The sequence below is a fragment of the Fulvivirga sp. genome (assembly GCF_040218215.1).
Taxonomy (GTDB): Bacteria; Bacteroidota; Bacteroidia; order Cytophagales; family Cyclobacteriaceae; genus Fulvivirga.
The window spans coordinates 138,757-165,197 of the sequence record NZ_JAVJQL010000014.1 but is presented as its reverse complement, the minus strand read 5'-3'; the positions used below and the strand labels follow the sequence as shown (position 1 = coordinate 165,197).

Genomic DNA, 26,441 nt, shown 5'->3' with positions numbered 1-26,441 from the left:
ATTATTTCTTAATGGTTATATATCCAGTGTATTCGCCTTGAGGTGAAGATATTTTGTAGAAATAGGTGCCAACTGGTAAGTCATCAAGTTGGCTGTTGTTTTCTATGTTTTCATAATTATTGAGTGTCTTCACCAGATCTCCCCAGCGGTTATATAACTCAATTTTGTTCGGGGTAGTAAGGTTTACAATCTCCCACCAGTCATTTGCACCGTCACCATTTGGAGAGATAGCGTTATAGATAAGGAGATCGCCCCCGTTTACCACAGGCTCTTCTTCTACAGTAATTGATAAAGTGTTTTGATCTGTATTCCCATCCGGGTCTGTGGCACTCAAGACGATAGAGTCGGTTCCTGAAAAATCAAGACCTTCATAATCTATTACCAGATCGCAGCCATCAATAGAAGTGACAGCACCTGAAGTTATACTAACAACCGTGATTGTTAATTCATCAAATGTATTGTCAGGATCTGAAATGATGGCACATAAATCAATAGTAAGCCTGCTACCTTCCTGCGTTGTTGCAGGGGTGGTATTGACAACAGGTGGTTGAGGTATTATTTCATCACTGATATTGACATCTATTGTGAATGTATTCGAGTTGTCATCACCGTCATTGGCTACTATCAAAATTTGACGTGCGCCAGCTCCATTGGTACTAGCAAAAGAAAGTGATTGTAGAGCAGCCTCATAATCTTCTATAGGTGCACTGCCAGTCACCATTAAAATGCCAGTAGTGTCATCAAAACTTGATGTTGTACCTGTCGGTTCTGAGATGGTCAATGTATCACCTGCTAGATATCCAGAAATACTGACGGAAACACTTTCAATATTGGTGTCATCTGGGTCATTAATTGTTAAAGAATTGTCAAGTATACTGGCCTCTGCATTTTGTTCATAATCAATTGACCCAGAACCAGTTGAGGCAATAACCGGAGCTTCATTCGGTACTATAATATTTAAATCCCTTGAATAAATATTGGAATCATTAGTGCCGTCATTAACGGAGAAATTCAATTGCCTTGATCCTGATTGATCAGAAGAAAAGGTGACTGTGGATAATGCTGAGATATATTCAGCCAATGTAGCCGTTCCTGAAAGTGTTAATATTCCAGTTCCAGCATCAAAGTCTATCGAACCTCCGGTAGGGGCTGTTCCAGCCAAAATATCACCAGTCTGATATCCTGTTATCGTAACCGTTGCACTGACAAGTTGGGTGTCATCAACATCAATAATGTCAAGAAGATCATCAACCACTATGGCAGTTGTATTATGATCATAATCAAGGGTGGTAGTGTTACTACTTGAAACAACAGGGGCATCATTTATTGGCACCACCTCAACAATACGGGTCGCCAGATTGCTATTTATTGTGCCATCGTTAACCCTGATTCTTATGGTACGATTGGTATTGTTTGGGTCTTGCGAAGTATTTGAATACCTGACCGAGCGCAGGGCAGTTTGGTAATTGGCAACCGAAGCTGAACCCGTCAGGGTCAATAGCCCAATAGTAGCATTATAACTTCCTGTAATTCCATTCTGATCTGTGAATTCAAGTACATCTTCACTGGTTTGAAAGTTAGTTGTAATCTGAACTGTAGCACTTGACAGTGTTGTGTTGTCAACGTCTGATACTATCAATCCACCGTCAATAATTACTCCTGGACTATCATCCTCGTTATATATTGCATTTGGCGCAGAGGATGCTGTTATTATAGGTGCAGAGTTATCAGCATTAATATTAATATTAATTGATGTGGGGCTTGGGTTTGTATTGTCCCAATCTGTGACCGAAAACTCAATGATTCTTGTTGTTGTATTCGGAGCAATGCTGGTGTTTTCATACATGATTGACCGCATTACAGGGATGAAATTTTTAAGGGTATCCATTCCAGTAAGAATCAATGTGCCTGCATCTAAACCAGTAGTTTGAAATATACCTGTAATGTTAGCATCTGGGTTCGAAGATGATGTAAAGGTTAATACATCTTGGCCATTAACATAGTTAACAATTCTAATTCTTGCTTCTTGAATTAAATCACCTTCTCCGGGAGCATCGTCAGTAACATTTAATAACGCGTCTATTGAGACAGGCCCATCTCCTTCAGTGTAGTTGATTGGTCCGGCTGCAAGACTGAGGGTAGGCGATTCGTTTTGATTCTCAACAAAAGCAATATCTCCATATGCCTCACCAATTAAGACATCTTGGTCACCATCATTGTCAATATCTATAAAAGCAGGGTGCGATTCGCCTCCCACATCGATTCCATCAAAAGGATTGGCTGCAAAATTTTGTAGGAGTAGTACTCCATTGGTATTTCTGAAAAAAACAAGTTGACCGGCTAAGGTAGAGTTATCAACACCAGCCACAACATCCAAGTCACCATCATGATCAAGGTCGACCATGACAGGTTTGGCATATTCAGTTATCCCAGCAGCTATATCTACGCCAAAAAATGGAGCATTACCAGAGGGTTGATCTACCCATGTTGCCCCACCATCGTTTCTAGAGAAAATAAAGCTACCTCCAAAATACGGTGTACCTATAATAGCATCGACATCACCATCATCATCGAAATCATTAACCGTTGTGCTAAATTTGGAGCTATATGCATATGTAGTAATGGGGCTAGTGACTGGGGTAAAATTGTTACTACCATCATTTGACCACAGTTTAACTTCTGGAATATTGGGACCCGATTCATCATCTGTTACAGATAGAAAAAGATCAAAATCTAAATCACCATCTATATCTGCAAATGCAGGAACAGGACTTTCTTCGTAGGTAGTCCATCCTGTTAGGTTCTCAAAAGGGTTGTCTGAACCAACCTTCTCGGTAAACGTTCCATTGTGATTGTTTTCAAAATAGAAGAGGGTCTGTTCGTATTTGCTCCCAATAACTATATCCAAAAAACCATCGCCATCTAAGTCAACTGTTGTTGGAGCAATATCAAAGTCACCTAAGTTAGTTCCATATAATGGATTTTCAAATCCAAGTTTCTCTTCAAAAACAGGGGAAGAAGAAGTACCAATATTTTCAAAAAACCTTAATCTTTCATATGGTCCTGAACCAAAAATCATGTCAAAATCACCGTCATTATCCAGATCAGCAAATTCAGGGGAGGCATTGTATGAAGTACTTATGGTGTTAAACGGATTGGAGGCACCAGTTACCTCTGTTGTAAAATCTGGTGATGTAACATTTCCATCATTTCTAAAAAAACGAATATTTCCAGAAGCGTCTCCCATAATGGCATCTTGATCATTATCGCCATCAATATCTATAAAGGTGGGATAAGCCCTGGACATTCCGCCTTTTACGGGTTCTAGGACATCAAATAGTGGGTTTGCACCAGTTCCTATTTGTTGTGTAAAAATGTTTGTTCCATCATTCAGCCAAAATGTAACTATTGGATAAGCAGAACCTTCGTAGTTTTGACCTACGAAAATATCTACATCTCCATCATTATCTATGTCTACAATAGATGGCCGCATATAATTGCCATACTTATTGACAAGATTATCTACAGGATGCGGTGGGTCGCTCTGTGGAGCAAATTGTGGGTTACTGTGATCAGTGGTAGGATCCGTGTTTTCAAAGAAAGCAAGGTCATTAAGGTTTGTTCCCAAAACAAAATCTAAGTCACCATCACCATCTAAATCAGCCAAGGCCGGTGAAGCATAGTAAGAGACATAAATGCCGTTGAATGGATTGTCAACTCCAATCCTATTAACAAATTTAGGGTTTGATGCTGAACCAACATTCTCCAAAAACCTTATATCTCCATAGTTCCTTCCAACAATAACATCCAAATCACCATCATTATCCAAATCAGCAATTGCCAATTGTTCATCTCTTTCGTTCGGAAATAATGGTGGCAAAGGATTTTTTTCTTCGCTAACAACAAATGGACCCAGTTGCTGGGCGGTTGCTGATTGAGTAGCGGTTAAGCCAAGTGCTAAAATTCCGGTTGCAGCAGCTAACTTCAATTGTAGCCTTAATTGGCAAAGTCGATTATAGAGCCTTTTGAGCTTCGAGATTATTTGTGATTTCTTGCGATCACTAAGATCTTTAAAGTGCCCATTTCGAACGTTCTTGTCATATCTGGACTTAAACTTCGAATATTTTGCCAACGTGGTTCCGTATAGAACACGAAGATTGCTTTTCATTGAGGCTGATTTTTAGTTGGTTAATTACTTCAAATATGAGCTTTTTACGGCTTCTATCCATGTAATATTTATTAATTTTAACAAAATTTTAAGAATTAATATAAACATAATAGATAGCTCACAGCACTATATACTAATAATTGGAAAATGGTGACCGCAATAAATTAACTATAATTGTGATGTGCTTTTTATGTGCGATTGTTAATGTTTATGATGAAAAGGTCTATTCACGATTTTAAATGGCATGTTGTCTGGAAGAAAATCACCAGCGATGAGATTGAACAAGTTGTGTCCTTTTGGTTGCGCCTTGGCATACTGTCAAGACTTGAGGCTGCTAAGAGAGCAAAGCAAGTTGTTATAATTATTAAAAATAAAAATGAGGAGGTTGTAGGCGTTTCAACTGCCTTTCACACTTATTTTAAAGAATTGAGGTCGTATGTTTATGCGTATCGCTGCTTAATTCATAAGGACTCCAGAGTAATAGGCATGGAGACAAAGCTGACCATTGAAACCAAATCCATTCTCGAGAAGGACCTTAATAGTTTTAAAGAAAATAAGCCGGTAGGACTTTTAGCTGTTGTACAAAATGAGAGATTATCCAGTAATGCGAGATATGTAATCTGGCCTGGAGTGAATATGATTTACATTGGGAACAACAGTACGGGTGATAGTATCAGAATTTCTTATTTTGACAATGCCAGGTTAGCCTAAAGTGCAGATGTTTTTGTGGATAAGTGCTCGCTTAACTTTTCAATTGTTGGGTAGTTCCAAAACATAATAGGGTCTAATTCCATTTTAAGCAGATTTTCTAACTTGGTCATAAGATTTAAACCTGTCAATGAATCTATGCCAAGGTTTAAAAATTCTATGCTTGGGTCAATTTTGTCCGAATCAATCTTCAGCAAAGCAGATAGTTCATTAATTATAAAATTTTGAATCTTATCTTTATCTACATTATTAGCCATATGAGTGAAATTATAAATCAGCGACTTCAAATACAAAGCGTTTGGAAAAATGAAGATGCACAATCTTCTTCTATAAAGTTTTGGCAGCGCCTATTTTCCAGTGCTGGTTTTGATGTAAATGAACGAGCTAAAGAGGTGGTTTGTCAGATTCAGTTGGATCAGGAAATTATTGGCCTATCTACCGCAAAGGAAATTGAAGTCCCCAATCTAAATAATAACAAGTTCTTCAGTTTCAGAATGTTGATTGATCCTGAATATCGAATACCCGGTTTGTCTGATAAACTTATAGCCGAATCGTTTGAATTTCTGGAAGGCCTGTATGTTTCAGGGAAAAGCAACTGTGTAGGGATTATAACATTAATCGAAAATCCTCAACTGATAAAAACCCGTAAGGAGTTGGTTTATCCAACTTCAAAGCTCGTTTTGGCAGGATATACAAAAAAAGGAAAGCAAATCAGGCTCAGGTACTTTAAAGGGGCAATGATCTAGTTGGTTTTCACCTTTAGGCTTCTGAATCCTCTAATGGCAATGTTATTATACCAGTCAGCAGGGGGCGATACTATTTGTAAATTACTGAAGGATTTTAATGCCTCTTTTATAGCAATTTTAGCTACAGCTTTCGCAAGCCAATCCCCCAGGCAGTAGTGGGTGCCTTTTCCGAAAGTCAGATGTTTGGAATTTCTGCCAAGTTGAATTTCATTGGGATTAGAAAATATTTCAGGGTCTCTGTTAGCCGCACCAATAGAAAGTGTTACCGTGTCACCCTTCTTGATATTTATATTCCTAATACTAATGTCTTCAAGGGCTATCCTTCCCAGCAGTTGTACAGGAGAATCATACCTTAAAAATTCTTCAATGTCTGTATTGATATTGGCTTTATTTGTTAGTGTTGGTTGTAGATCATGATGAATGATATTGAACAATGTCATGCCCAAAAAGCTGACGCTTGTCTCTTCGCTGGCAACAAACAGGAATATAAACAATGAGATAAGCTCATTTTCATTGAGTGGTTCAGTGGACTTTTTATTAATGGTTAACAAGTGTTTTATTAATCCATCACCCAGTTCTTCATTGTTGATTTTCTCTTTGAAATAGGTGATAAATTTTTTTGAAGCATCATTTAATCTCACCAACTCTTTTAAGTCAACGTATAGATCCAGTGCTTTTATCATCTCAGAAGATAAGTCATGGAGGTATTGATGATCAGCCAAAGGCAAGCCCATTATTCTTGCTGTTGTCATTGAAGGCAGTTTGGCGGCAAATGACTTGATAATATCAAATTCGTCTGACTTGATTTCATTTATTAAAACCTTGGTGTTTTCTTCTATTAGTTGCTCTACGCCATGTTTGTCCCAGTTGTCTGTTACAAACCTTCTGACTCTGGTGTGTGATGGTGGGTCTAGTTGCAGGATAAAATTGTTCATGGCCTCTGCAATGAAGGCCAGGTCAATATCCTTTTGTGCAAGATATTCTACTCCTCGCTCAATCCAGTTTTTCCGGTTTCCACTTCCAAAAACCCGGTTGGTAAGGACGTGCTTCACATCGTCATACCTCGTAAAAATCCATTCCCCGGTTTGTGCCTTGTATATAGGGGCTTCAGCTCTAAGCCGTTCATACATTGGATATGGACTGAGGATATTTTCAGGACTATGTGGGCTCCACAAACTCATCGCTTAAAATTTTGATTGAAGATATATTCGGCAAATTGTGCAATGGTAGGATAGTCCCAGAAATCGAGTGGAGTTAGTTTGATATTCAATTCATTTTCTGCCAGTTCCATCAAATAAACAGCACTTATAGAATCAAGGCCCAGATCGAAAAAGGAGTTGTGATCTTGAATGTTCTCCAATGCCAAATTCTGTTCACTGGCAATGAGCCTTTTCAGTACCTGTATTATTTGCCGTGTGTTTTCCACTTCCATCTAAATCAAAATTCCATGAAAAAATGAATAATAGACTATTAATCCAAATTATTTCCAATTGAAAAGCGTTTGAATAACTTTGGTAACCTAAAACGGGCGTAATTTGAATTTCGAAGAGATAAAAAGTGCTATTGAAAATTATAAGAGTGAGGGTAAAAAGTTATTTACTACTTCCTCATTTCAATCGCACAGTTTGGTGCTGCTCCACATCTTAAGCAGGATAGACAATTCCATTCCAATAGTATTTATTAACACTGGTTATCATTTTCCGGAAACGGTGGCTTTTAGGGATAAAGTAGTAGAAAAGTTTGGGTTAACAAATTTGATTGACCTTCGTTCTGATGTGCCAAAATTTATGCAGCGCGATAGTGAGGGCAGGCTTTTGTTTACTTCTGACCCTGACCATTGTTGCTACCTGAACAAAACACAGCCTGTTGATTCCCTGCTACTGCGTCATGATGTGTGGATTAATGGTGTAAGGGCAGATCAGAGTGCCGTGCGCAAAGCGATGAAGGTAGAGCAGCCAGCACCTCATAATACGGTCAGGTTTCACCCAATGCTCGACTGGAACGCCAAAACTATCTATCAATATCAGAAAGAATATGACCTCCCGAAGCACCCTCTTGAGTCAAATGGGTACCTGAGCATAGGCTGTGAGCCGTGCACAAGAAAGGTTGATCCGGAGATGATGGAGCGGGAAGCAAGGTGGTATGGCATGAATAAAACAGAATGTGGTCTTCATACAGATTTAGTAAGTAAATGAGAATATTAGTAACAGGTGGAGCCGGATATATAGGCACAGAACTGGTGTATGCTTTGGTTCAGCAGAAGGACGTTGCAGAGGTTATTGTATACGATAACCTGAGCCGTAGCAACTATAACCTATTCATTAATGGTAAAATGAATAATTATGATAAGCTCACCTTTGTAAAAGGGGAACTCTTGGACTCGCGCCAGCTCAAAAAGGTTCTGGATGGTGTGGATGTTGTTTATCATTTGGCCGCTAAGGTGACTACGCCTTTCGCTAATACGGACCCACATTTCTTTGAGCAGGTCAATCACTGGGGGACAGCCGAACTGGTTTACGCAGTGGAGAATAGTGACGTCAGAAAGTTTATTTATACCAGTAGTACTGGTGTTTATGGATCTTCAAAAAAAGGGGTAGGTGAGGAGGTAACGCCAAATCCCAAGACATTTTATGGCATTTCCAAAATGCGTGGAGAAGAACAGGTAAGCCGGCTTAGTGATAAGATGGAAACTTATATTTTGAGATGCGGAAATGTTTATGGCTACAGCAAGAGTATGCGGTTTGATGCCGTGATCAATAAATTTGTGTTTGAGGCCAATTTCAATAAAAAAATCACGATTCACGGAGATGGCAGACAACATCGGTCATTCATTCATATCGATCAGATAGCCAAGGCCTTGGCGGGGCTGCTGAATAACACAATAAGCTCAGGTACCTATAACCTTGTGGCCAGGGATTTGGTTGTTTTGGATATTGTTGATGTTCTAAAGGAGCTAATCCAGGAATTGGAATTCATATTTGTAAATCAACACCTCAAGCTACGTGAGCTTAAAATACAGCCCAATGATGAATTGAACAGTAAGCTGGGTATTGATACATCCAAATCATTTAAAGATGAGATAACTGAGTTTAGGAACCATCTGAGTTTCTAAATATTTATTTGTCATCTTATATTTATTTATCTATTTGCTTTTATGAACATACCACTGTTACCCGATATTGTCATTATTCTAGGATTGTCGGTTGTTGTTATTTTGATTTTTCAAAAACTCAAACTACCTACTATTTTAGGGTTTTTGATTACAGGGATAATGGCGGGCCCTCATGGCTTGAGCCTGGTGAAAGCTTCTCATGAAGTAGAAATTCTATCAGAAATAGGCATTATTCTTCTACTCTTTATTATTGGATTGGAATTTTCATTGAAAAGCCTTGCCGCTATAAAGAAGGCGGTTTTCCTGGGAGGGGCGTTTCAGGTTTTGCTCACCATTGTGGTAGCTGGTTTATTATCTGTCTACATAGGGTATGATATTACAAAGGCAGTATTTATAGGCTTTCTATTTTCCCTTAGCAGTACGGCTATCGTATTGAATATTTTGCAAAGCCGTGGGGACATTAATAGTCCGCATGGAAAGACTACCCTTGCCATCCTTATTTTTCAGGACATTATAGTTGTGCCTATGATGCTACTTGCCCCAATAATGGCGGGCAAGTCTGATAATGTATTGCTTACGCTCGCCAGCCTGGTTTTAAAAACATTGCTTGTTGTTGGTTTGGTAATTATTGCAGCACGGTACATCTTTCCTCGTTTACTGTTTGAAGTAGCCAAGACAAGAAGCAGGGAGTTGTTCATACTTACCATTGTGGTGTCTTGCTTCGCAGTAGCATGGTTAACATCCAGCATTGGCCTTTCCCTGCCATTGGGTGCTTTTATTGCCGGCCTTATTATTTCTGAATCTGACTACAGCCATCAGGCAACAAGCCAGATTATGCCTTTTAGGGAAATATTTACCAGTTTCTTTTTTGTGTCTATTGGCATGCTGCTTGACATTACATTCTTTTTGCAAAATGCAGGGGTTATCATAGGATTTACAGTGGTTGTTTTCATCTTGAAGGGGTTGATTGGCTCTGTAGCCGCTGCAATATTAAAATATCCGCCAAGAGTGTCAATTTTGGTCGGGCTGGCCCTCTTTCAGGTGGGGGAGTTTGCCTTTATACTATCAAAGGTAGGAATAGAAAATGGGTTGTTGGATGCCGTAACCAATCAATATTTTCTTTCCATATCTATACTGTCCATGGCCCTGACACCCTTAGTATTCATGTTTTCCGGCAGGATAGTGAAGCTGCTCAGCAATACCCAGTTATCAAAAAACCTGGCAAAGTTTAACTACTGGAATGAACAGGTCGATGAACAGGAAAATGTTAAATCGCTTAAGGATCACCTGATTATTATTGGTTTTGGTGTTAATGGTAAAAATGTGGCCAAAGCAGCAAAATCAACAGGGATACCCTATGTTATTATTGAGATGAATGCAGAAACCGTTCATGCTGAAAAGGCCAACGGGGAGCCTATTATTTTTGGGGATGCTTCTAATCCGTTTATTTTAGAGCAGGTAAAAGTATGGAGCGCAAGGGTAGCTGTTATTGCTATTTCTGATGGGGCAACAACCAAGAAGGTGGTAAGTTCAATAAGGGAGATTTGCCGAACAGTATTTATCATTGTCAGAACCAGGTACATCAGCGAAATTTCCACTAATCTTAACCTTGGCGCTGATGAAGTGATCTCAGAAGAATTCGAAACCAGTATTGAGATTTTTACCAGGGTTTTGTACAAATACCTCATCCCAGATGACCAGATTACCAATCTTGTCCAATATATAAGAGGTGACAATTATAAAATGATAAGACCCGGGATTAGTAAGGATGCCAATGGATTAAACATTCCTAATTTAAGAATTACAAGTGCCACCGTGTCTCAAAGTGATAACAGTATTGTTGGTAAATCACTGGAAGATGCAGCTATTAGACAAAATTGGGGGGTAAATATTGTTGCTATTCAGCGGGATGGAAATTTCATAACCGATCTCGATGGTAATACCAAAATTAACCAGAACGACATTCTTTACATCATGGGCACACCAGAAGCGGTGTCTGATATTAATAAGTTGTTGAAGGTTTAGGTGTTGTAAAGCAAATAAAAAGGCCCTGATAAAAACCAGGGCCTCAGATTAAATTACTTCCGCGACTAGCAGTATTCGTTAAATACCTCTAACAAATGGTTGCCAATCATTTCAGCATTTCTGCCTTCAATGTGATGTCTTTCTACAAAGTGCACCAGCTCACCATCTTTAAACAAAGCGATAGAAGGAGAAGAAGGAGGGTAAGGCAAAGTATACTGTCTGGCTTTAGCCACGGCTTCCTGATCTACACCAGCAAACACAGTGGTAAGGTGGTCGGGTTTCTTATCTGTTTGCTCAACAGCCCACTTTACTCCTGGACGAGCTGCACCTGCGGCACATCCACACACAGAGTTGATCACCATCAAAGTGGTTCCTTTATGGTCGGTAAGATGCTTGTCAACATCAGCACCGGTTTTTAATTCTTCAAACCCTACAGAAGTTAAATCAACTCTCATTGGGGCTACTAGTTCTTCTGGATACATATTATTTGTAGTTAGTATTTTATTTAAATTATTGAATATCTATTGTTCTTATAAAAAGCCCAATTCAAGCTTTGCGGCTTCGGACATCATGTCTTGAGAATAAGGAGGATCAAAAGTGATTTCAACATTCACGTCATTAACACCTTCTATCTTCTTAATGTTTGCTTCAACCTCCGCTGGAATTGTCTCAGCCGCAGGGCAGTTAGGAGAGGTCAATGTCATAAGCACATAAACACTGTTAACAGGATGAATAGTGATCTCATAGATCAATCCTAACTCGTATACATCCACAGGTATTTCAGGATCATATACGTTCTTTAGTGCCTCTAAAACCTTATCCCTTAACGTTATTTCTGCTTCTTTAATCTCACTCATGATTCTATCTTACTTTTATAGGCCAATGCGTATAGCTTCATTTGTTTTATCATGGCAGCAAAGCCGTTAGAACGCTGTGTACCAATGAATCTTTCCATACCAATACGCTCTGGGAAATAAACCTCTTCGTTAAGAATATCGTTCACTTTTTGTCCGGAAAATGTTCTTACAAGCAAACTTACCAGTCCTTTGGTTATGGCCGTATTGCTGTCAGCATGATAAGTAATATTATCACCATCCAGGTCGGCTGTAAGCCATACTTTTGATTGGCAACCTTTTACAATATTATCATCGGTTTTATCTGCCTCACTCATTGGTGGTAGTTTCTGCCCTAATTCCATCACATAGAAATTGGTCATCTCCATATCCCCATCAAGAATGGCAAACTCTTCTATAATTTCTTCTTGCTTTTCTTTTATTGACATATTATTTCATGAATTTGACAACTCTATCAAGAGCCTCGATCATTTTGTCAATTTCCTGTTTGGTGTTGTAAACCGAGAAAGAAGCCCTTACAGTTCCTTCTATCCTGAATCTATCCATTAAAGGTTGCGTGCAGTGATGTCCCGTTCTTACAGCTATACCGCTGGCATCTAGCATTTGCCCAATGTCAAAAGGGTGGATGCCATCAACAATAAAGGACAATACGCTTACTTTTTCTTTTGCATCGCCAATAAGCCTCACACCTTTAATTTTCTGAATCTTATCTTTTGCATAAGCTAAAAGCTCATCTTCATGCCTGGCAATATTTTCTTTACCGAGTTCAGTAATAAAATCCAGTGCAGTTTTGAACGCCACTACATCGCCAATGTTTGGCGTGCCGGCCTCAAACTTATAAGGAATATCGTTGTAAGTGGTTTTTTCAAAGCTAACATCTTTAATCATTTCCCCACCACCCTGATATGGAGGCATAGCCTCTAATAACTCGCGCTTTCCATACAGTGCTCCCGTGCCAGTAGGGCCGTAGCATTTATGCGCTGAAATGGCGTAAAAATCGCAATCCAAAGCCTGAACATCAATATCTAAATGAGCAGTAGCCTGAGCACCATCGATCAATACTTTTGCACCTACTTTATGTGCCTCATCTATTATTTCCTTTACGGGGTTAATGGTTCCAAGGCTATTAGAAGCATGGTTTACTGCCACTAATTTAGTTTTGTCTGAAAGCAAAAGCTTGTATTGCTCCATATCTAAAGAGCCATCGTCTTTCACCTCAATGACCTTGATTTTTGCCCCTTTTTCCTCGGCAATCAATTGCCACGGAACAATATTGGAATGATGCTCTAATCCACTAATGATAATTTCATCACCAGCATTAATAAATTTGCGGCCAAAAGAAGAGGCTACCAGATTGATACTTTCTGTAGTGCCTTTAGTGAAGATGATTTCCTCTACTTCCTTGGCATTAATAAATGCTTTTAGTGTTTTTCTGGTTTCTTCAAATGCTTTGGTAGCTTTTTCAGCCAATGTATGAATGCCTCTGTGGATATTGGCATTGTAACCTGAATAATAACCGGATATAGCATCTATAACAGCTTTAGGTTTTTGATTGGTAGCAGCATTGTCAAAATAGATGAGTGGTTTTCCGTTAACCGTTTGGTGTAAAACAGGAAACTGCTTTCTTATCTCTTCAACATCAAAAGTTTTTGTTTTGCTACTAATGGCTGTCATATTAAAAGTCTTTATGTAGACGATCAGAAATAATGTGTTCAAGATAATTTTTGAGCGGTTCCAACTTCACACTTTCAATTACCTCAATGGCAAATGCGTAAAGCAACAGTGCCCTTGCGCTGGTTTTACTCAATCCTCTTGCTCTTAAATAGAACAATGCATCCTCATCAAGCTGACCAGTTGTACAGCCATGAGAGCATTTTACGTCATCTGCCCAGATTTCCAGTTGAGGTTTTGTATTAACAGTAGAAGTATCTGACAAAAGAATGTTCTTGTTTGACTGGAATGCATTGGTCTTTTGAGCAGCCTGCCTTACATATACTTTACCATTAAATACTCCTCGGGCAGTATCTTCTAAGATTCCCTTATAAAGCTCATTGCTCATGGAATGAGGCTTAATATGGTCGGCAGCAGTGTGATTGTCAACATGCGTTTTGCCGTTGACTACATATAGGCCATACATGTGTGATTCACAGCCTTCACCATCAACGGCAATGTTCAGGTTGTTTCTTACAGTACCTCCATTTAATGTGAAGGTGTATGTAGAGAAAACGCTGGACCTCTTTTGGTGTATTTGGGTGGTGCCGATATGTGATGCGTTGTCATTATTATTCTGGATTTTATAATAATTTCCATGTGCATTCTCATCAACCAATATTTCAGTTACAATATTGGTGAAGCTATCATTGTTTCCCTTTGTGGAGAATAATTCCAGGAAATCAACCTGGCTATTTTTACCAATAGAAATCAGATTTCTTAAAGTGGTATAGTTTTTCTCTTGTGTAGCGTCATTGATAAAAAATAAAGCGATTGGTTTTTCAATGATACTATTGTCAGCCACTGTAATAAATGACCCATCTTCAACAAGCGCTGTATTTAGAGCTGCAAATTCATCATTGTTATCTTTGGTAGCCTTTCCGAAAAGCTCTAAAAACTGAGGGTCATTGATTTCGATGGCACTGGCTATTGAAGAGATTTTTAAACCTTTAATTTCTTCATTATCAGATAATTCTGAAGAAAATGCTCCATTAATAAAAACGAGTTTAACAACATCCAACCCTTCAAATATGAGTGCATCAACATCAGACTTTTCAACTGCATGCCCTGTTTTTTTAGAAATATCAAATTGCTTTTCTAAAATTCTGGTAACATTCGTGAATTTGTATTCTTCATTTTTAGGGTGGGGAAGACCTTTCTCATTGACAAAATCAAAAGCTCTCTGCCTTATGGTATGAAATTCTGAATTAGAATTCAGACCAGAGAATCTTGTATTTAGACCTTCCAAAACCTTACTTCTTTCTGCAACTTCAGTCATAAATTTGATTTTAGATAGTAGCGTCTACTTCTTCTTTGATCCAATCGTATCCTTTTTCTTCAAGCTCTAAAGCCAATTCTTTTGTTCCTGATTTAACTATACGTCCTTTGTACAATACGTGCACAAAGTCAGGCACTATATAATCTAACAATCGCTGGTAGTGAGTTACCACTATTGTTGCATTATCTTTGTTTTTAAGCTTATTAACACCATTGGCTACTATTTTAAGTGCGTCAATGTCAAGACCTGAATCAGTTTCATCAAGGATAGAAAGCTTTGGTTCCAACATTGCCATTTGGAAAATTTCATTTCTTTTCTTTTCACCACCAGAAAAGCCTTCGTTTAAAGATCTGCTCAACAATGATTGGTCAATCTCGACCAATTGCATTTTCTCTTTCATCAGTTTTAAAAAAGAGACTGCATCCAAAGGGTCAAGGCCTTTATGTCCACGAACTTGATTAAGTGCCGTTTTCATGAAGTTAGTGGTACTTACACCAGGTATCTCAATAGGGTACTGAAAAGCCAGAAAAATACCTTCACGGGCACGCTCTTCAGCTGCCATATCCAGTAAATCCTTACCTTCGAAATCAGCGCTTCCCGCTGTCACTTCGTAATCTTCCCTTCCCGCCAGTACAGAAGCTAAAGTACTTTTACCAGAACCATTAGGCCCCATAATCGCATGTACTTCACCCGCTTTCACTTCAAGGTTAATACCTCTCAAAATCTCCTTATCCTCAATTGAGGCATGTAAGTCTTTTATGCTAAGCATAATTGTTTTTTGTTTTTAGTTTGATGTTTTTTGAGTGTTGCTCTCATTTTTAAATTTCCCGCCTTTCAAATCACTTGAGTTCAAATATTTAATAAGCCCCATGATCAACTTGCCAATATTGTCACAACTCTGACTTAGATTTTGATGAACATCAGCGTTAATATAATTTCTATCTAATGATCGATATAATTGAGATTTTACTTCTGTGCAAGAGCCTTTAGCTATTGTTAAGAATTGCCTAAATTCTTTATTTCCACTTCTGCCAAAACCCTCTGCAATGTTATCCATTATTGACCCAGAGGAACTATTAATCTGATTTTTCAAGGGAAAATCTCTAATTTCTTCATTAGATAACAAATGACCATATATCGATTGGCATAAAAGTCTTGCCTCTTGCCAACTTTTTAAATCCTCAAATTTATCTATTCTTGACATAATGAATAACGATGAACAAAAAACTGAGAACTGTTATCCTACTGATCCTTCTAGAGTAAGCGCTAAAAGTTTTTGAGCTTCTACAGCAAATTCCATAGGTAATTGGTTTAGAACTTCTTTGCAATAACCGTTTACAATTAAAGCAACTGCACTTTCCTCGTCTATACCACGCTGAGTACAATAGAAAATCTGATCTTCACCAATTTTTGAAGTAGTAGCCTCATGTTCAACCTGAGCAGTACTATTCTCAATATCTATGTAAGGAAAAGTATGAGCTCCACATTTATCTCCCATTAGCAAAGAATCACATTGTGAGAAGTTACGGGCACCCGAAGCACGTTTCATTACATGCACCTGACCTCGGTAGCTATTCTGCGAATGTCCTGCGGACACACCTTTCGAAACGATCCTCGATTTAGTGTTTTTACCAATATGAATCATTTTGGTACCTGTATCAGCCTGCTGATAATTGTTGGTAACAGCTACGGAATAAAATTCACCAGTAGAATTGTCTCCTTTAAGAATGCAAGATGGGTACTTCCATGTTACTGCAGACCCGGTTTCAACCTGAGTCCATGAAATTTTAGAATTATCTCCTGCACAGATACCACGCTTAGTCACGAAGTTGTAAATACCACCTTTACCATTCTTATCCCCAGGGTACCAGTTCTGAACGGTAGAATATTTTACTTCAGCATCTTTAGCTGCGTAAATTTCAACTACAGCTGCATGCAATTGATTTTCATCTCTTTGCGGTGCCGTACAACCTTCGAGATAACTTACATATGAAGCATCATCAGCAATAATCAACGTTCTCTCGAACTGACCCGTATTTGCTGCATTTATCCTGAAGTAAGTGGATAATTCCATAGGACATCTTACACCTTTCGGTATATAGCAGAATGACCCGTCAGAAAATACAGCTGAGTTAAGTGCTGCAAAGTAATTGTCACCAGTAGGCACTACAGAACCTAAATATTTTTTAACGAGCTCTGGGTGTTCCTTTACGGCTTCGCTAAATGAGCAGAATATAACACCAAGTTCTCCTAATTTTTCTTTAAAAGTAGTCGCCACAGAAACACTGTCAATGACAGCATCAACGGCCACACCTGTCAATCTTTTTTGCTCTTCAAGGGAAATACCCAGCTTTTTAAATGTCTCCCTCAATTCAGGATCCACCTCGTCAAGGCTGTCAAGGGTAGCCTTCTTTTTGGGTGCCGAATAATAGATTATATCCTGATAATCAACAGCAGGATATTTTACATTCGGCCATGTTGGCTCCTTCATTGATTGCCACTTTTTGAAGGCATCAAGCCTCCATTTAAGCAACCATTCAGGCTCTTCTTTTTTAGCAGAAATGAATCTGACGGTATCCTCGGTCAATCCCTTGGGTGCCTGATCAGACTCTATATCAATACTCCAACCGTGTTCGTACTCTTTGGAGGTGAATTCCTCTAAAATTTGATTGTCTTTACTCATATGAATTATTTAGACTAATTTCAAATTATATTGCAAAGGTACAACAAAATTCACGGAAGGATGTTCCCAATAATCAAATTTTTGGATAGAAATTCCTTATATATTAATAGGTCAAATTTATTTGGTTCTATGTGAGGCTAATATGCCTGTTTATACTCTCCTCTAATGAAATCATTGTATCTGTCCTCACGATTCCATCTACTTTTTGGATTTTATCATGCAGTAAATCCTTAAGGTGTTGTGTGTCTTTGCAGTGGATGCGGGCGAACATACTATAATTACCAGTGGTATAATGAACATTAATTATCTCTGGTATTTCTTTTAGTTGTCTGATCACGTCATCATACAATTCGCTTTTGGCAAGGAATATCCCGATGAAAGCAGTTATGTCATAACCAAGTTTTGTTGGGTCTATTTCAAGGGTAGTTCCTTTAACTATTCCAGCATCCTCTAGCTTTTTCATCCTGACATGTACGGTTCCTCCTGAAACAAACACCTGCTTGGCCACTTCTGTATAGGGCTTTTTAGCGTTTTTCATCAGAATTTCAAGGATTTTGAGGTCCACATTATCAATTTCGAAATTTAGAGGCATATTTTTAAAGTTTAATTATTAATATTTTAATTTAAACATAATAAAATTAAAAATACAATAAATATTAATCAATATCATTGATAAAATTTTAATAAATGAATCGATTTGCTACATTTGAAATATCAAAAACAATGTAGGGTGTTGAAATTGGCAAACAAGCCCTCCTGTCTCGGGGGTGAGGAAATCGGGATAAACGTCATATAATGGGTTGACCACTAGTGTTTCTATGTATGATAGCTAACCACCTCTTGGAGGTTCGAGTCCTTCTCCTACAGCAAATGCGTTTAAGTTTAATAGGTTAAAAAAAAGCGGCTCTTTCGGGTCGCTTTTTTATTTGTTGAGATTCCAGAATAAATCTATCTTTAGCCGTTTAGAAAACGATTGATTTGGCATGGCTGATTTTGCTTGGATAAAAAGGTATCCAAAAGGTATACCTGCGGACATAGAGGAGTTGAAGCACAACTCGTTGGTAGAAATGTTTGAAGAGTGTTTTGAAAAGTATTCCAATCAGGATGCTTTTGAAAACATGGGCAAGGCACTCACTTTTTCCCAGGTGGATGAGTTGTCCCTTAATTTTGCATCCTACTTACAAAATAATTGTAAGCTGAAAAAAGGCGATACTATCGCTATTCAAATGCCTAATTGCTTGCAATACCCTATTGCCTTAATAGGAGCCCTCAGGGCAGGACTAAAAGTGGTGAATACCAATCCACTTTACATGCCCAGGGAAATGGAGCATCAGTTTAAGGATGCAGAGGTCAAGGCCATTGTTATAGTTGAAAACTTTGCTTGTAACCTTGAAAAAATAATCAAAAACACTCGGATAGAGCATGTTATTGTAACAGGTCTTGGAGATTTGTTGGGAGGGTTGAAAGGAACCATTGTCAATTTTGTGGTCAAGTACATCAAAAAAATGGTGCCTAAGTTCAACTTGCCCAACGCAGTAAAATTCAATACCGCTTTAAAGGAAGGAAGTAACGTAAAGCTCACAAAACCAGATATTGGTTTGGAGGATTGTGCATTTCTTCAATATACTGGCGGAACTACAGGGGTGTCTAAAGGAGCCATGCTGTCACATAAAAATGTGTTGTCTCATACAGAGCAGATTATCTGGTGGTTTGATCCTTTGTTAGAGATAGGGAAAACGGAAACCATGGTTACCGCTATTCCATTGTACCACATATTTGCTTTGACGGTCAATGGGGTGTTTATGATGAAAATAGGAGCCAAAAATGTTCTTATCACAAACCCACGTGACATGAAAGCCTTTATTGGTGAATTGAAAAAACAGAAATTCACATTGATGACCGGTGTAAATACGCTTTTTAACGGGCTGCTTAATCAGGAAGATTTTAAAAATGTTGATTTCAGCGGTTTGAAAGCGACAATCGGAGGAGGGATGGCAGTTCAGGACTTTGTGGCTGCTAAGTGGCAGGAAGTAACAGGTACAGCTTTAGTAGAAGGATACGGATTAAGCGAAACTTCTCCTGTATTATCATGTAATCCACTTGACGGAAGCCACAAAAGAGGCACGATAGGCCTGCCAACCCCAAGTACGGAGATGGCCATATTTGATGAGGAAGGTAATCAGCTGGCTCAGGGAGAGGTAGGGGAGATTTGTGCAAGAGGGCCACAAGTAATGACTGGTTATCTGAATAAGGATAACTCACAAGTGTTTTTCCCAGGAAACTGGTTCAGGACTGGTGACATGGGCCTTATGGATGAAGATGGATTCTTCAAAATAGTTGACCGTAAAAAAGATATGATCAATGTTTCTGGCTTTAATGTCTACCCTAACGAGATTGAAAATGTAATTGCCAACCATCCTAAGGTGTTGGAAGTGGCAGCGATAGGAGTTCCTGATCCTAAATCTACAGAAGCGGTTAAGGTTTTTATTGTAAAAAGTGACCAATCTTTAACTGTAGAAGAAGTTGATTCATACTGTGATGAAAACCTTACGGGATACAAAAGACCTAAATATGTAGAGTTCAGGACGGAGCTTCCTAAGTCAAATGTGGGTAAAATTATTCGCAGGGAACTCAGAGAAGAGACCACAGCCTAGTTTCCCTAGAAATTATTTCTAGTTTTGCGGAAATTTCATTCAAAGTGATCAGGGAATACTACAGGCAATATCCTTTTAAAACCATACTTCTAGTAGCATTATTCATTCGTGTTTTGGCTGCTATTTTTTCTGAAGGTTATGGCTTTCATGATGACCATTTTGATGTTACAAGAGTGGCTAATGCATGGGCTAATGGTATTCCTCATTGGCTTGAAAATGGCATTCCACCAAAGCATAGTATGTTTTATGCTGGTTTAAATGCCGGCATCATCTGGGTAGTACAACAGTTTGGGATTGAAGACCCTTACCTCAAAACTATGGCCATGAGATTTGTTCATGCCGCCTACACATTGCTGATTGTCTTTTTTTCTATAAAAATAACACTACTGATTGCTGATGAGAAAAGAGCCAAACTGGTTGGTTGGATTACTGCACTACTCTGGTTTATGCCTTTTATGGGCGTTCGTTTTTTGGTTGAAATGGCCTGTATTCCACCCCTTTTATTTGGTTTTTATTTACTGATAAAGTCGCATAAAGAGGGAAGTGCTACTCTTTCGATTTGGCTGCTTTCAGGCGCCATGTTCGGACTTTCATTTGCTTTCAGGTACCATACCATATTGTTTGCCGGTGGACTTGGGTTAGTGCTTCTTTTTAGAAAAGAATGGCTTGGAAGTGCTCTCTTTACGCTGGGCTATTTACTTGCAGCTTTTTTAACCGTAGGGCTCATCGACCTCATAATCTTCGACTATCCTTTTCATTCAATAGTGGAGTATTTTGGGTATAACAGCAGTCACTCGGGAGAGTTTATTTCAGGTTCTCCATTCAAATTTACACTGACTACATTTGGCTTTTTAATACCACCAGTAAGTGTGTTTTTAATGATTGGGTACGTTAGATCGTACAAAATTGAGCCACTCATGTTTATGGCTGTGCTGGTTTTCTTTGTCTTTCATTCCTCGTTTCCTAATCAGCAAGAGCGATTTATTCTACCCATGTTTCCAATGCTAATAATACTAGGTACTATCGGATGGAAAAAGATCGCAGAAGGACAGTTTCTAACAAAATATAGCATTATTCCATCTGTCTCATGGAAGTTCTTTTGGCTGGTGAATTTTATTGGTGGAGCCTTTATGTGCTTTACTTTTACCAAAAAGGATAGGGTTGATCCCTTACATTACTTGTATGAGCAAAAAGACGCACAATCTGTGATAATAGAAAATGAACGTAGCGTAAAGCAGCCACCTGTATTTTATCTTGGTAATAATTATTCTGATTTTAACGAATGGAATAAAGGAATCCTTGGGTTGACTGATGTTGAGAAGATGGACAAGAACCATTATGTGGTTTATTCATTAAACGCAGATAAATCAGTGGATTCTTTGAAGAATGAAATCCGATCAGCGGGTAAAACACCCAATTATGTGATTTTTCAGGGTGCAAATAATCTGGATGATAGAAAGAAGAGGGTTGAGGCTTTATATGAGAATAAGGCCCTTGTTTTTAAAACTGAGATCGAACCTTCGAGTCTTGATAAAATGCTCCATTTCTTTAATCCAAGGATTCACAGGGACCAGACGGCCACAATATTTAAGTTGGATTAATTGCCGGTTTTCCAGGCAAAACCAAAACCAAAGTCTGTATACTCAACCAGAGAGTTTAGGTTTTTTCCAATAATGAAATCAATCTGTAAATTATTGGTCACGAGATAGGTCATGCCAGCATCTATGCCATGAAGATAATCGGAGCGGCCTGAACCATAGATTTCAACAAAAACACCTAACCTGTTAGCCAGCGGATAACTCAGCGCTGAAGAATAGGCGTTTACGGCATTATTTCCATCTATCCAGTCAAAACCGAAAGAGGAATCCCAGCTAATCTTGCCAAAGACATAACCAAATAAACCTCTGAAACCATAGCTAAACTCGGATAACTGAAATTCCCTTTTACCCAAATCAGGAAAAGTCATATTTACAGCAAGGGAGGTCTTAGGTACGGCACCGAGCCCTTCATATAATGCAAATTTAGGAGAAAGAGTTATTGGACTCAGCCCTGAGATGGTCTCCATATCATTATCTATGGACAAATAGGTTCCTAAAATCCGTAGTTCGACCTTGTCTGAAAGGCCATATTTGATAGAATAATTAGGTATTGTTTTGGACGTTAAATTATTAGTGCCTGCATCAATTTTGCTAGAAAAGTAGCCCAATTCGACCTGAAAAGTGCCTTTGCTGATTAAGCCAATGGCATCAGTCACATTAGGTCGATCTGTAAAAATAGGGTCATCCTGAGCACTTACATTGCCCACTGCAACTAGAAAGAGAAATAGTATTGAGGTTAATTTATGCTGCATTTTGCTTTATATCCACTTCATCTTTATCATCTACAATCAGGCATAGCAATCCTGCTAAAATCATTGACCCTCCACCCAGAACGAGTGCATATATAAATTCACCATTGAAGAATTGAGTTATTAAAAATCCTAAAATACTTGCCGCAACAATTTGAGGTATGACTATGAAGAAGTTGAATATGCCCATATAATACCCCATTTTCTGTGGAGGTAATGATCCAGATAATAGTGCATAAGGCATTGATAAAATACTTGCCCAGGCTATTCCCACACCAACCATTGAAAAGGCCAAAAGTGTGGGGTTACCAATAAAATAAAATGAAATAAGACCTATACCACCACAGCTTAATGCTATCAGGTGGGCTACCCTTCTACTTGTAATTTTAGCTAAAAAGGGAAGTGCCAATGCCGCCAAAGCTGCAACTCCATTATAGCCACTAAAAAGTAATGATACCCAATCAGCACCGTCATTATAGGCTTGACTGGTTGGGTCTGTAGAACCATAAATATGGCTGGTTACACCAGAGACAGTATATATCCACATGGCAAATAATGCAAACCAGGAAAAAAACTGAACAAAGGCCAGTTGAATCATAGTTTTGGGCATATTTTGAAAGTCCCTTACAATTTGCACAAAGCCATTGCGATACTTATCTCTAAACATGAATAAAGATGCAGCCGAGTAGCAAATTCCAAAAACAGCTATGATTCCGCTAAGTACATAAAGTTGGGGTTCGATATTTTTAAAATAAAACCAGAGAGATAATAAGGCCGCAACACCTAACAAAGCCAGGCCTATTTTCAAATAAGTATTAGGAGTGTATTTAATAACCAAAGGTTCCGTACTTTTCTCTTCGTGGATTTCATCATCAGAAGGAGGGTATTCTTTTGTTGTGAAAACAGTCCACATCACGGCAGTTAAGAAGGCAATACCACCGATATAGTATGAATATTTAACTGAATCAGCAATTTCTCCAATGTTTTCAGTTGTGTTGCTCACACCAAACCAATTGGAAAACATCCACGGAAGTGCTGAAGCTATTACGGCACCTATCCCAATAAAAAAGCTTTGAACAGCGAAGCCCTGGGTTCTTTGATCGGGGGGTAACATATCTCCAACAAAAGCCCGAAAAGGCTCCATGCTTATGTTTATGCTTGCATCCATGACCCAAAGCATACCAATTGCTATCCACAAGCTTGGCGAATTAGGCATGATAAATAATGCTATTGTTGCTAATATGGCACCAATAGCAAAGAAAGGGCGTCTGCGTCCCCATTTGGGGTGCCATGTTCTATCACTATAATAACCAATCAGTGGTTGAACCAAAAGCCCTGTTACAGGTGCTGCCAACCAATAAAATGCTAAGTCTTTGGTATCACCACCAAGTGTTTCAAATATTCTACTTGTATTGGCATTTTGCAGTGCAAAACCAAATTGGATCCCTAAAAACCCAAAACTCATATTCCATATTTGCCAGAAACCTAACCTTGGTTTTTCTGAGGAAAGAGAGATGTTATCCATAGTGAATGTATCTAATATTACTGCCTGATTGTTATACAATCGTTAGCATTTTTTGAACTTACGATTTTTTTTATTCTTAACTAATTATTCTAACCAGATATGCAGGCCATTATTTATTAACGCATCATGGCCACGAGCATTACCATTTCAGGATGATGACATCATTGACATACTCCGTTTCAATTGACTTGATCTCTTTAATTTTTAAACCTTCACCAGTTTCGTTTCCAAACGGATCAAAGTTTGAAATTGGCTCTATAAATCTATACTCATGCTTATGAGCTGCTGCATGTTGGCCTTGTAAAGTGAATGAATTATCGTCAAAGGCATGCAGGCAGAATTTTAAATGCTTATATCTTGATTTAGTGCTTCCTTCAATCTCTTCCAGGGTTATTGAATTATTTTCAGGATTGTAAACAATTGTCCTTTTGTGATATTGTCCATTTTCATAGTCATAAGACTCGCCATCATCTTCGTAATAAACAAAGGAATTTTCTTGATGACCGGCATAAACGTGAATCTCCAGAGTATCTCCGAGCCCTTGGGTATTGGTATTTGCCTGAGGCACAACCGGAATTATTGAAGATGATTTTATGAATACAGGTAACTTTTCAATGCCACACTCGATGATCATTTCCTGATTACCTTCAAATTTCTGATCATTAAACATTTCATACCATTCGCCTTCTGGCAAATATACTTTGGTAAGTGTTTTGTCACTTTCCAGAGGCGCAACCATTATGGACGGGCCAAACAAATATTGATTTTGATACAGACCACTATATACATTGTGGTCGAAACTATAATTGATGGCCAAACTTCTTTGTAATGGCATGCCACTGACAGACGCTTCGAAAAACAGCGAGTAGATATATGGCATCAGTTTGTACCTAAGACGAATGAAGTTGGTAGATATTTCTTCTACCTGCTCACCATAAGCCCAGGGTTCCGAATCCCTGCTGTTAATCATTGAATGCCCCCTGAAGAAAGGAGAGAAGGAGCCTATTTGAGCCCATCTGGCAAACAGGTGTTCACTTGCATTGCCTACAAAACCACCGACATCGTACCCGGCAAAAGCTATACCTGCCAGTCCCATGCTGTTGACTAATCTTACACCAAGCATCATGTGTTCATCGCTAGCCACGTTGTCACCTGTCCACACCGCTGCATAACGCTGGATGCCCGAGAAACCGGCTCTAGTAAGGTTAAATGGGCGTTTGTTTTCTAACCCTGCTTTAGTCCCCTCAAATGTTGCCCTGCTCATTTGAAAGCCATATATATTACGACCTTTTCGGGCAGTGTCTTTCTCGCCATCAAAGTCGAATTCTATTAATTCGGGCAGCATCTGGCCCCATGTGGCTATTTCGTTCATATCATTCCAGAATCCGTCAACACCGATCTCCGTATATGACTTTAAATTTTCTTCCCACCAATCTCTTGTGGAAGCTTTGGTGAAATCGGGAAAGTGACACAATCCTGGCCATACAGTTCCACTGTAATTAGTGCCATCAGGATATTTAATAAAAACATCATTTTGCTTACCAGATTCATATGCAGTATAACCATCCTCTATTTTTATTCCAGGGTCACACATAACCACTACATGAAATCCCAATTCTTTGAGGTGTTGTACCAATTCAGCTGGTTTTGAGAACTTTTTATTGTCCCAGGTAAAGATTTTATATTGCTCCATGTAATGGATATCAAGCACAATCACATCAGCAGGAATGTTTTTTTGCCTGAATGTTTTTGCAATTCTTTCAACCTCAACATCAGGGTAATAGCTGTAACGACATTGCTGATAGCCTATGCTCCAGAGTGGAGGAAGGGGAGTTGTACCTGTTAAGTGAGCATATTTCTTAATAATACCTTCTACATTATTATCATGGATGAAGTAGTAGTCCATATCACCGGCATCCACTGAGAAGCTCGAAAATCTGTCATTGGACGCTCCGAAATTTACGAAGGACTTGTGACTGTTGTCAAGGTATATGCCATAAGCCAGATTGTTGTGTAACCCAATGTAAAAAGGAGTAGAGCAATAAAGCGGGTCTTGCTCTGACCCATAGGCAAAGCTATCTGTATTCCAATGTTCATAACCCTGACCTCTTCTGTCCAGCGGACCGGTTTTTTCACCAAGCCCTATAAAGCGCTCACCTTCTTGTAGTTTTTTATATGTGGTTATTTGGTCTCCAATCCTGGATGAGCCAAAAGTGTCATCAGCAGAAATTATCTGTCCACCTGGTTTCTTAAAGGTAAACCTTACTGGCGATTTTGATATTTCAAGCTTGAGGAGAGATGTCTTAACAAGAATTACACTTTCGGTATCTTCAATACTGAACTTGTCTTCAACAGGGTTTGCAATTACACTGTATTTGTTCGTGTCAGTAGTCTCTCCGAAATAAATATGAACTCTGACAATGCCAGCATCATAAACCTTAACTATGAAATTACCATTACTGGTTTTGGAGTGAAGACCATCAGCCTTGATTTTGAAACTTTCAAATGCGCCAAGATCCTGGCTCAACTTATTATTCTTTGTATTATCCATCAGTACTAATTCGGTTCAGAATAGAGAATAATTAATCTCTAAAAACAAACCAAATTAGTGATTACTAAACTGATTGAGT

At 38.7% G+C, this 26,441-nt stretch carries 23 protein-coding genes; 7 read left to right on the top strand and 16 right to left on the bottom strand.

What is annotated here, in order from left to right; translation table 11 throughout:
• Position 1: 1 nt before the first annotated feature.
• Positions 2–4,168 carry an FG-GAP-like repeat-containing protein gene (locus tag RIB54_RS09410; protein WP_350100669.1) on the bottom strand — a complete coding sequence of 1,389 codons (4,167 nt, stop codon included), beginning with the start codon at positions 4,166–4,168 and terminating at the stop codon, positions 2–4.
• 210 nt (positions 4,169–4,378) lie between these two features.
• On the opposite strand from RIB54_RS09410, the gene RIB54_RS09405 reads away from it, so the two are divergent.
• Entirely contained in the window at positions 4,379–4,879 is a 501-nt protein-coding gene (locus RIB54_RS09405; RefSeq protein ID WP_350100668.1) for a hypothetical protein, read from the top strand.
• On the opposite strand, the gene RIB54_RS09400 is transcribed toward RIB54_RS09405, so the two are convergent.
• Complete coding sequence (locus RIB54_RS09400) at positions 4,876–5,133, bottom strand: acyl carrier protein (RefSeq protein WP_350100667.1); 258 nt, start codon at positions 5,131–5,133, stop codon at positions 4,876–4,878. The two genes, RIB54_RS09405 and RIB54_RS09400, sit on opposite strands and share 4 nt — an antisense overlap.
• Here RIB54_RS09400 and RIB54_RS09395 point away from each other — a divergent pair, their 5' ends adjacent.
• The gene (locus RIB54_RS09395) at positions 5,134–5,622 is read left to right on the top strand and encodes a hypothetical protein (protein WP_350100666.1); all 489 of its coding nucleotides are present in this window, start codon (positions 5,134–5,136) and stop codon (positions 5,620–5,622) included.
• On the opposite strand, the gene RIB54_RS09390 is transcribed toward RIB54_RS09395, so the two are convergent.
• Positions 5,619–6,803: a cytochrome P450 gene (locus tag RIB54_RS09390; protein WP_350100665.1), complete on the bottom strand. Its 1,185-nt coding sequence runs from the start codon at positions 6,801–6,803 to the stop codon at positions 5,619–5,621. The genes RIB54_RS09395 and RIB54_RS09390 overlap by 4 nt on opposite strands.
• On the bottom strand, positions 6,800–7,054 hold the full coding sequence (locus RIB54_RS09385; RefSeq protein WP_350100664.1) for an acyl carrier protein: 255 nt from the start codon (positions 7,052–7,054) through the stop codon (positions 6,800–6,802). Before RIB54_RS09385 ends, RIB54_RS09390 begins: the two co-directional genes overlap by 4 nt.
• A 103-nt stretch (positions 7,055–7,157) precedes the next feature.
• On the opposite strand from RIB54_RS09385, the gene RIB54_RS09380 reads away from it, so the two are divergent.
• From RIB54_RS09380 to RIB54_RS09370, 3 genes are read left to right on the top strand one after another with little or no spacing between them, the layout of a single operon-like run.
• The gene (locus tag RIB54_RS09380) at positions 7,158–7,817 is read left to right on the top strand and encodes a phosphoadenylyl-sulfate reductase (RefSeq protein WP_350100663.1); all 660 of its coding nucleotides are present in this window, start codon (positions 7,158–7,160) and stop codon (positions 7,815–7,817) included.
• The gene (locus RIB54_RS09375) at positions 7,814–8,734 is read left to right on the top strand and encodes an NAD-dependent epimerase/dehydratase family protein (RefSeq protein WP_350100662.1); all 921 of its coding nucleotides are present in this window, start codon (positions 7,814–7,816) and stop codon (positions 8,732–8,734) included. Before RIB54_RS09380 ends, RIB54_RS09375 begins: the two co-directional genes overlap by 4 nt.
• Positions 8,735–8,776: 42 nt before the next feature.
• Positions 8,777–10,759, top strand: a complete 1,983-nt coding sequence (locus RIB54_RS09370; protein WP_350100660.1) for a monovalent cation:proton antiporter family protein — start codon at positions 8,777–8,779, stop codon at positions 10,757–10,759.
• 65 nt (positions 10,760–10,824) lie between these two features.
• Here RIB54_RS09370 and RIB54_RS09365 read toward each other — a convergent pair whose 3' ends face one another.
• The 9 genes from RIB54_RS09365 to RIB54_RS09325 all read right to left on the bottom strand — a co-directional run bounded on the left by RIB54_RS09365 (position 10,825) and on the right by RIB54_RS09325 (position 17,877).
• Complete coding sequence (locus RIB54_RS09365) at positions 10,825–11,241, bottom strand: BrxA/BrxB family bacilliredoxin (protein ID WP_350065952.1); 417 nt, start codon at positions 11,239–11,241, stop codon at positions 10,825–10,827.
• Between the two features lie 48 nt (positions 11,242–11,289).
• A complete protein-coding gene (locus RIB54_RS09360; protein WP_350065954.1) occupies positions 11,290–11,616 on the bottom strand; it encodes an SUF system Fe-S cluster assembly protein in 327 nt (108 codons plus the stop codon).
• Positions 11,613–12,041 (bottom strand): SufE family protein, encoded by a 429-nt coding sequence (locus RIB54_RS09355; RefSeq protein ID WP_350100659.1) that lies wholly within the window; start codon positions 12,039–12,041, stop codon positions 11,613–11,615. The genes RIB54_RS09360 and RIB54_RS09355 overlap by 4 nt, the downstream gene beginning before the upstream one ends.
• Before the next feature lies 1 nt (position 12,042).
• Positions 12,043–13,287, bottom strand: coding sequence for a SufS family cysteine desulfurase (locus RIB54_RS09350; RefSeq protein WP_350100658.1), 1,245 nt, complete (start codon positions 13,285–13,287; stop codon positions 12,043–12,045).
• Between the two features lies 1 nt (position 13,288).
• Positions 13,289–14,602, bottom strand: a complete 1,314-nt coding sequence (gene sufD, locus RIB54_RS09345) for a Fe-S cluster assembly protein SufD (RefSeq protein ID WP_350100657.1) — start codon at positions 14,600–14,602, stop codon at positions 13,289–13,291.
• Positions 14,603–14,612: 10 nt separating this feature from the next.
• Entirely contained in the window at positions 14,613–15,371 is a 759-nt protein-coding gene (gene sufC / locus RIB54_RS09340; protein ID WP_350100656.1) for a Fe-S cluster assembly ATPase SufC, read from the bottom strand.
• Between the two features lie 15 nt (positions 15,372–15,386).
• Entirely contained in the window at positions 15,387–15,806 is a 420-nt protein-coding gene (locus RIB54_RS09335) for a four helix bundle protein (RefSeq protein WP_350100655.1), read from the bottom strand.
• Between the two features lie 33 nt (positions 15,807–15,839).
• Positions 15,840–17,285 (bottom strand): Fe-S cluster assembly protein SufB, encoded by a 1,446-nt coding sequence (gene sufB / locus RIB54_RS09330; RefSeq protein ID WP_350065964.1) that lies wholly within the window; start codon positions 17,283–17,285, stop codon positions 15,840–15,842.
• 127 nt (positions 17,286–17,412) lie between these two features.
• Complete coding sequence (locus tag RIB54_RS09325) at positions 17,413–17,877, bottom strand: Lrp/AsnC ligand binding domain-containing protein (RefSeq protein WP_350100654.1); 465 nt, start codon at positions 17,875–17,877, stop codon at positions 17,413–17,415.
• 391 nt (positions 17,878–18,268) lie between these two features.
• Here RIB54_RS09325 and RIB54_RS09320 point away from each other — a divergent pair, with 391 nt between their 5' ends.
• Both RIB54_RS09320 and RIB54_RS09315 read left to right on the top strand, forming a co-directional pair.
• The gene (locus tag RIB54_RS09320) at positions 18,269–19,939 is read left to right on the top strand and encodes an AMP-binding protein (RefSeq protein WP_350100652.1); all 1,671 of its coding nucleotides are present in this window, start codon (positions 18,269–18,271) and stop codon (positions 19,937–19,939) included.
• Positions 19,940–19,983: 44 nt separating this feature from the next.
• On the top strand, positions 19,984–21,540 hold the full coding sequence (locus RIB54_RS09315; RefSeq protein WP_350100650.1) for a glycosyltransferase family protein: 1,557 nt from the start codon (positions 19,984–19,986) through the stop codon (positions 21,538–21,540).
• Here RIB54_RS09315 and RIB54_RS09310 read toward each other — a convergent pair.
• From RIB54_RS09310 to RIB54_RS09300, 3 genes are all read right to left on the bottom strand, one after another.
• Positions 21,537–22,289 carry a transporter gene (locus RIB54_RS09310; protein WP_350100649.1) on the bottom strand — a complete coding sequence of 251 codons (753 nt, stop codon included), beginning with the start codon at positions 22,287–22,289 and terminating at the stop codon, positions 21,537–21,539. The two genes, RIB54_RS09315 and RIB54_RS09310, sit on opposite strands and share 4 nt — an antisense overlap.
• On the bottom strand, positions 22,279–23,811 hold the full coding sequence (locus RIB54_RS09305) for an MFS transporter (RefSeq protein WP_350100648.1): 1,533 nt from the start codon (positions 23,809–23,811) through the stop codon (positions 22,279–22,281). Before RIB54_RS09305 ends, RIB54_RS09310 begins: the two co-directional genes overlap by 11 nt.
• A gap of 139 nt (positions 23,812–23,950) precedes the next feature.
• Positions 23,951–26,362, bottom strand: coding sequence for a glycoside hydrolase family 31 protein (locus RIB54_RS09300; RefSeq protein ID WP_350100647.1), 2,412 nt, complete (start codon positions 26,360–26,362; stop codon positions 23,951–23,953).
• Positions 26,363–26,441 lie beyond the last annotated feature (79 nt).

Coding starts and splice junctions, on each gene's coding strand:
- RIB54_RS09410 (WP_350100669.1), bottom strand. CDS start 4,168: ATGAAAAGCAATCTTCGTGTTCTATACGGAACCACGTTGGCAAAATAT.
- RIB54_RS09405 (WP_350100668.1), top strand. CDS start 4,379: ATGATGAAAAGGTCTATTCACGATTTTAAATGGCATGTTGTCTGGAAG.
- RIB54_RS09400 (WP_350100667.1), bottom strand. CDS start 5,133: ATGGCTAATAATGTAGATAAAGATAAGATTCAAAATTTTATAATTAAT.
- RIB54_RS09395 (WP_350100666.1), top strand. CDS start 5,134: ATGAGTGAAATTATAAATCAGCGACTTCAAATACAAAGCGTTTGGAAA.
- RIB54_RS09390 (WP_350100665.1), bottom strand. CDS start 6,803: ATGAGTTTGTGGAGCCCACATAGTCCTGAAAATATCCTCAGTCCATAT.
- RIB54_RS09385 (WP_350100664.1), bottom strand. CDS start 7,054: ATGGAAGTGGAAAACACACGGCAAATAATACAGGTACTGAAAAGGCTC.
- RIB54_RS09375 (WP_350100662.1), top strand. CDS start 7,814: ATGAGAATATTAGTAACAGGTGGAGCCGGATATATAGGCACAGAACTG.
- RIB54_RS09370 (WP_350100660.1), top strand. CDS start 8,777: ATGAACATACCACTGTTACCCGATATTGTCATTATTCTAGGATTGTCG.
- RIB54_RS09365 (WP_350065952.1), bottom strand. CDS start 11,241: ATGTATCCAGAAGAACTAGTAGCCCCAATGAGAGTTGATTTAACTTCT.
- RIB54_RS09360 (WP_350065954.1), bottom strand. CDS start 11,616: ATGAGTGAGATTAAAGAAGCAGAAATAACGTTAAGGGATAAGGTTTTA.
- RIB54_RS09355 (WP_350100659.1), bottom strand. CDS start 12,041: ATGTCAATAAAAGAAAAGCAAGAAGAAATTATAGAAGAGTTTGCCATT.
- RIB54_RS09350 (WP_350100658.1), bottom strand. CDS start 13,287: ATGACAGCCATTAGTAGCAAAACAAAAACTTTTGATGTTGAAGAGATA.
- sufD (WP_350100657.1), bottom strand. CDS start 14,602: ATGACTGAAGTTGCAGAAAGAAGTAAGGTTTTGGAAGGTCTAAATACA.
- sufC (WP_350100656.1), bottom strand. CDS start 15,371: ATGCTTAGCATAAAAGACTTACATGCCTCAATTGAGGATAAGGAGATT.
- RIB54_RS09335 (WP_350100655.1), bottom strand. CDS start 15,806: ATGTCAAGAATAGATAAATTTGAGGATTTAAAAAGTTGGCAAGAGGCA.
- sufB (WP_350065964.1), bottom strand. CDS start 17,285: ATGAGTAAAGACAATCAAATTTTAGAGGAATTCACCTCCAAAGAGTAC.
- RIB54_RS09325 (WP_350100654.1), bottom strand. CDS start 17,877: ATGCCTCTAAATTTCGAAATTGATAATGTGGACCTCAAAATCCTTGAA.
- RIB54_RS09320 (WP_350100652.1), top strand. CDS start 18,269: ATGGCTGATTTTGCTTGGATAAAAAGGTATCCAAAAGGTATACCTGCG.
- RIB54_RS09310 (WP_350100649.1), bottom strand. CDS start 22,289: ATGCAGCATAAATTAACCTCAATACTATTTCTCTTTCTAGTTGCAGTG.
- RIB54_RS09305 (WP_350100648.1), bottom strand. CDS start 23,811: ATGGATAACATCTCTCTTTCCTCAGAAAAACCAAGGTTAGGTTTCTGG.
- RIB54_RS09300 (WP_350100647.1), bottom strand. CDS start 26,362: ATGGATAATACAAAGAATAATAAGTTGAGCCAGGATCTTGGCGCATTT.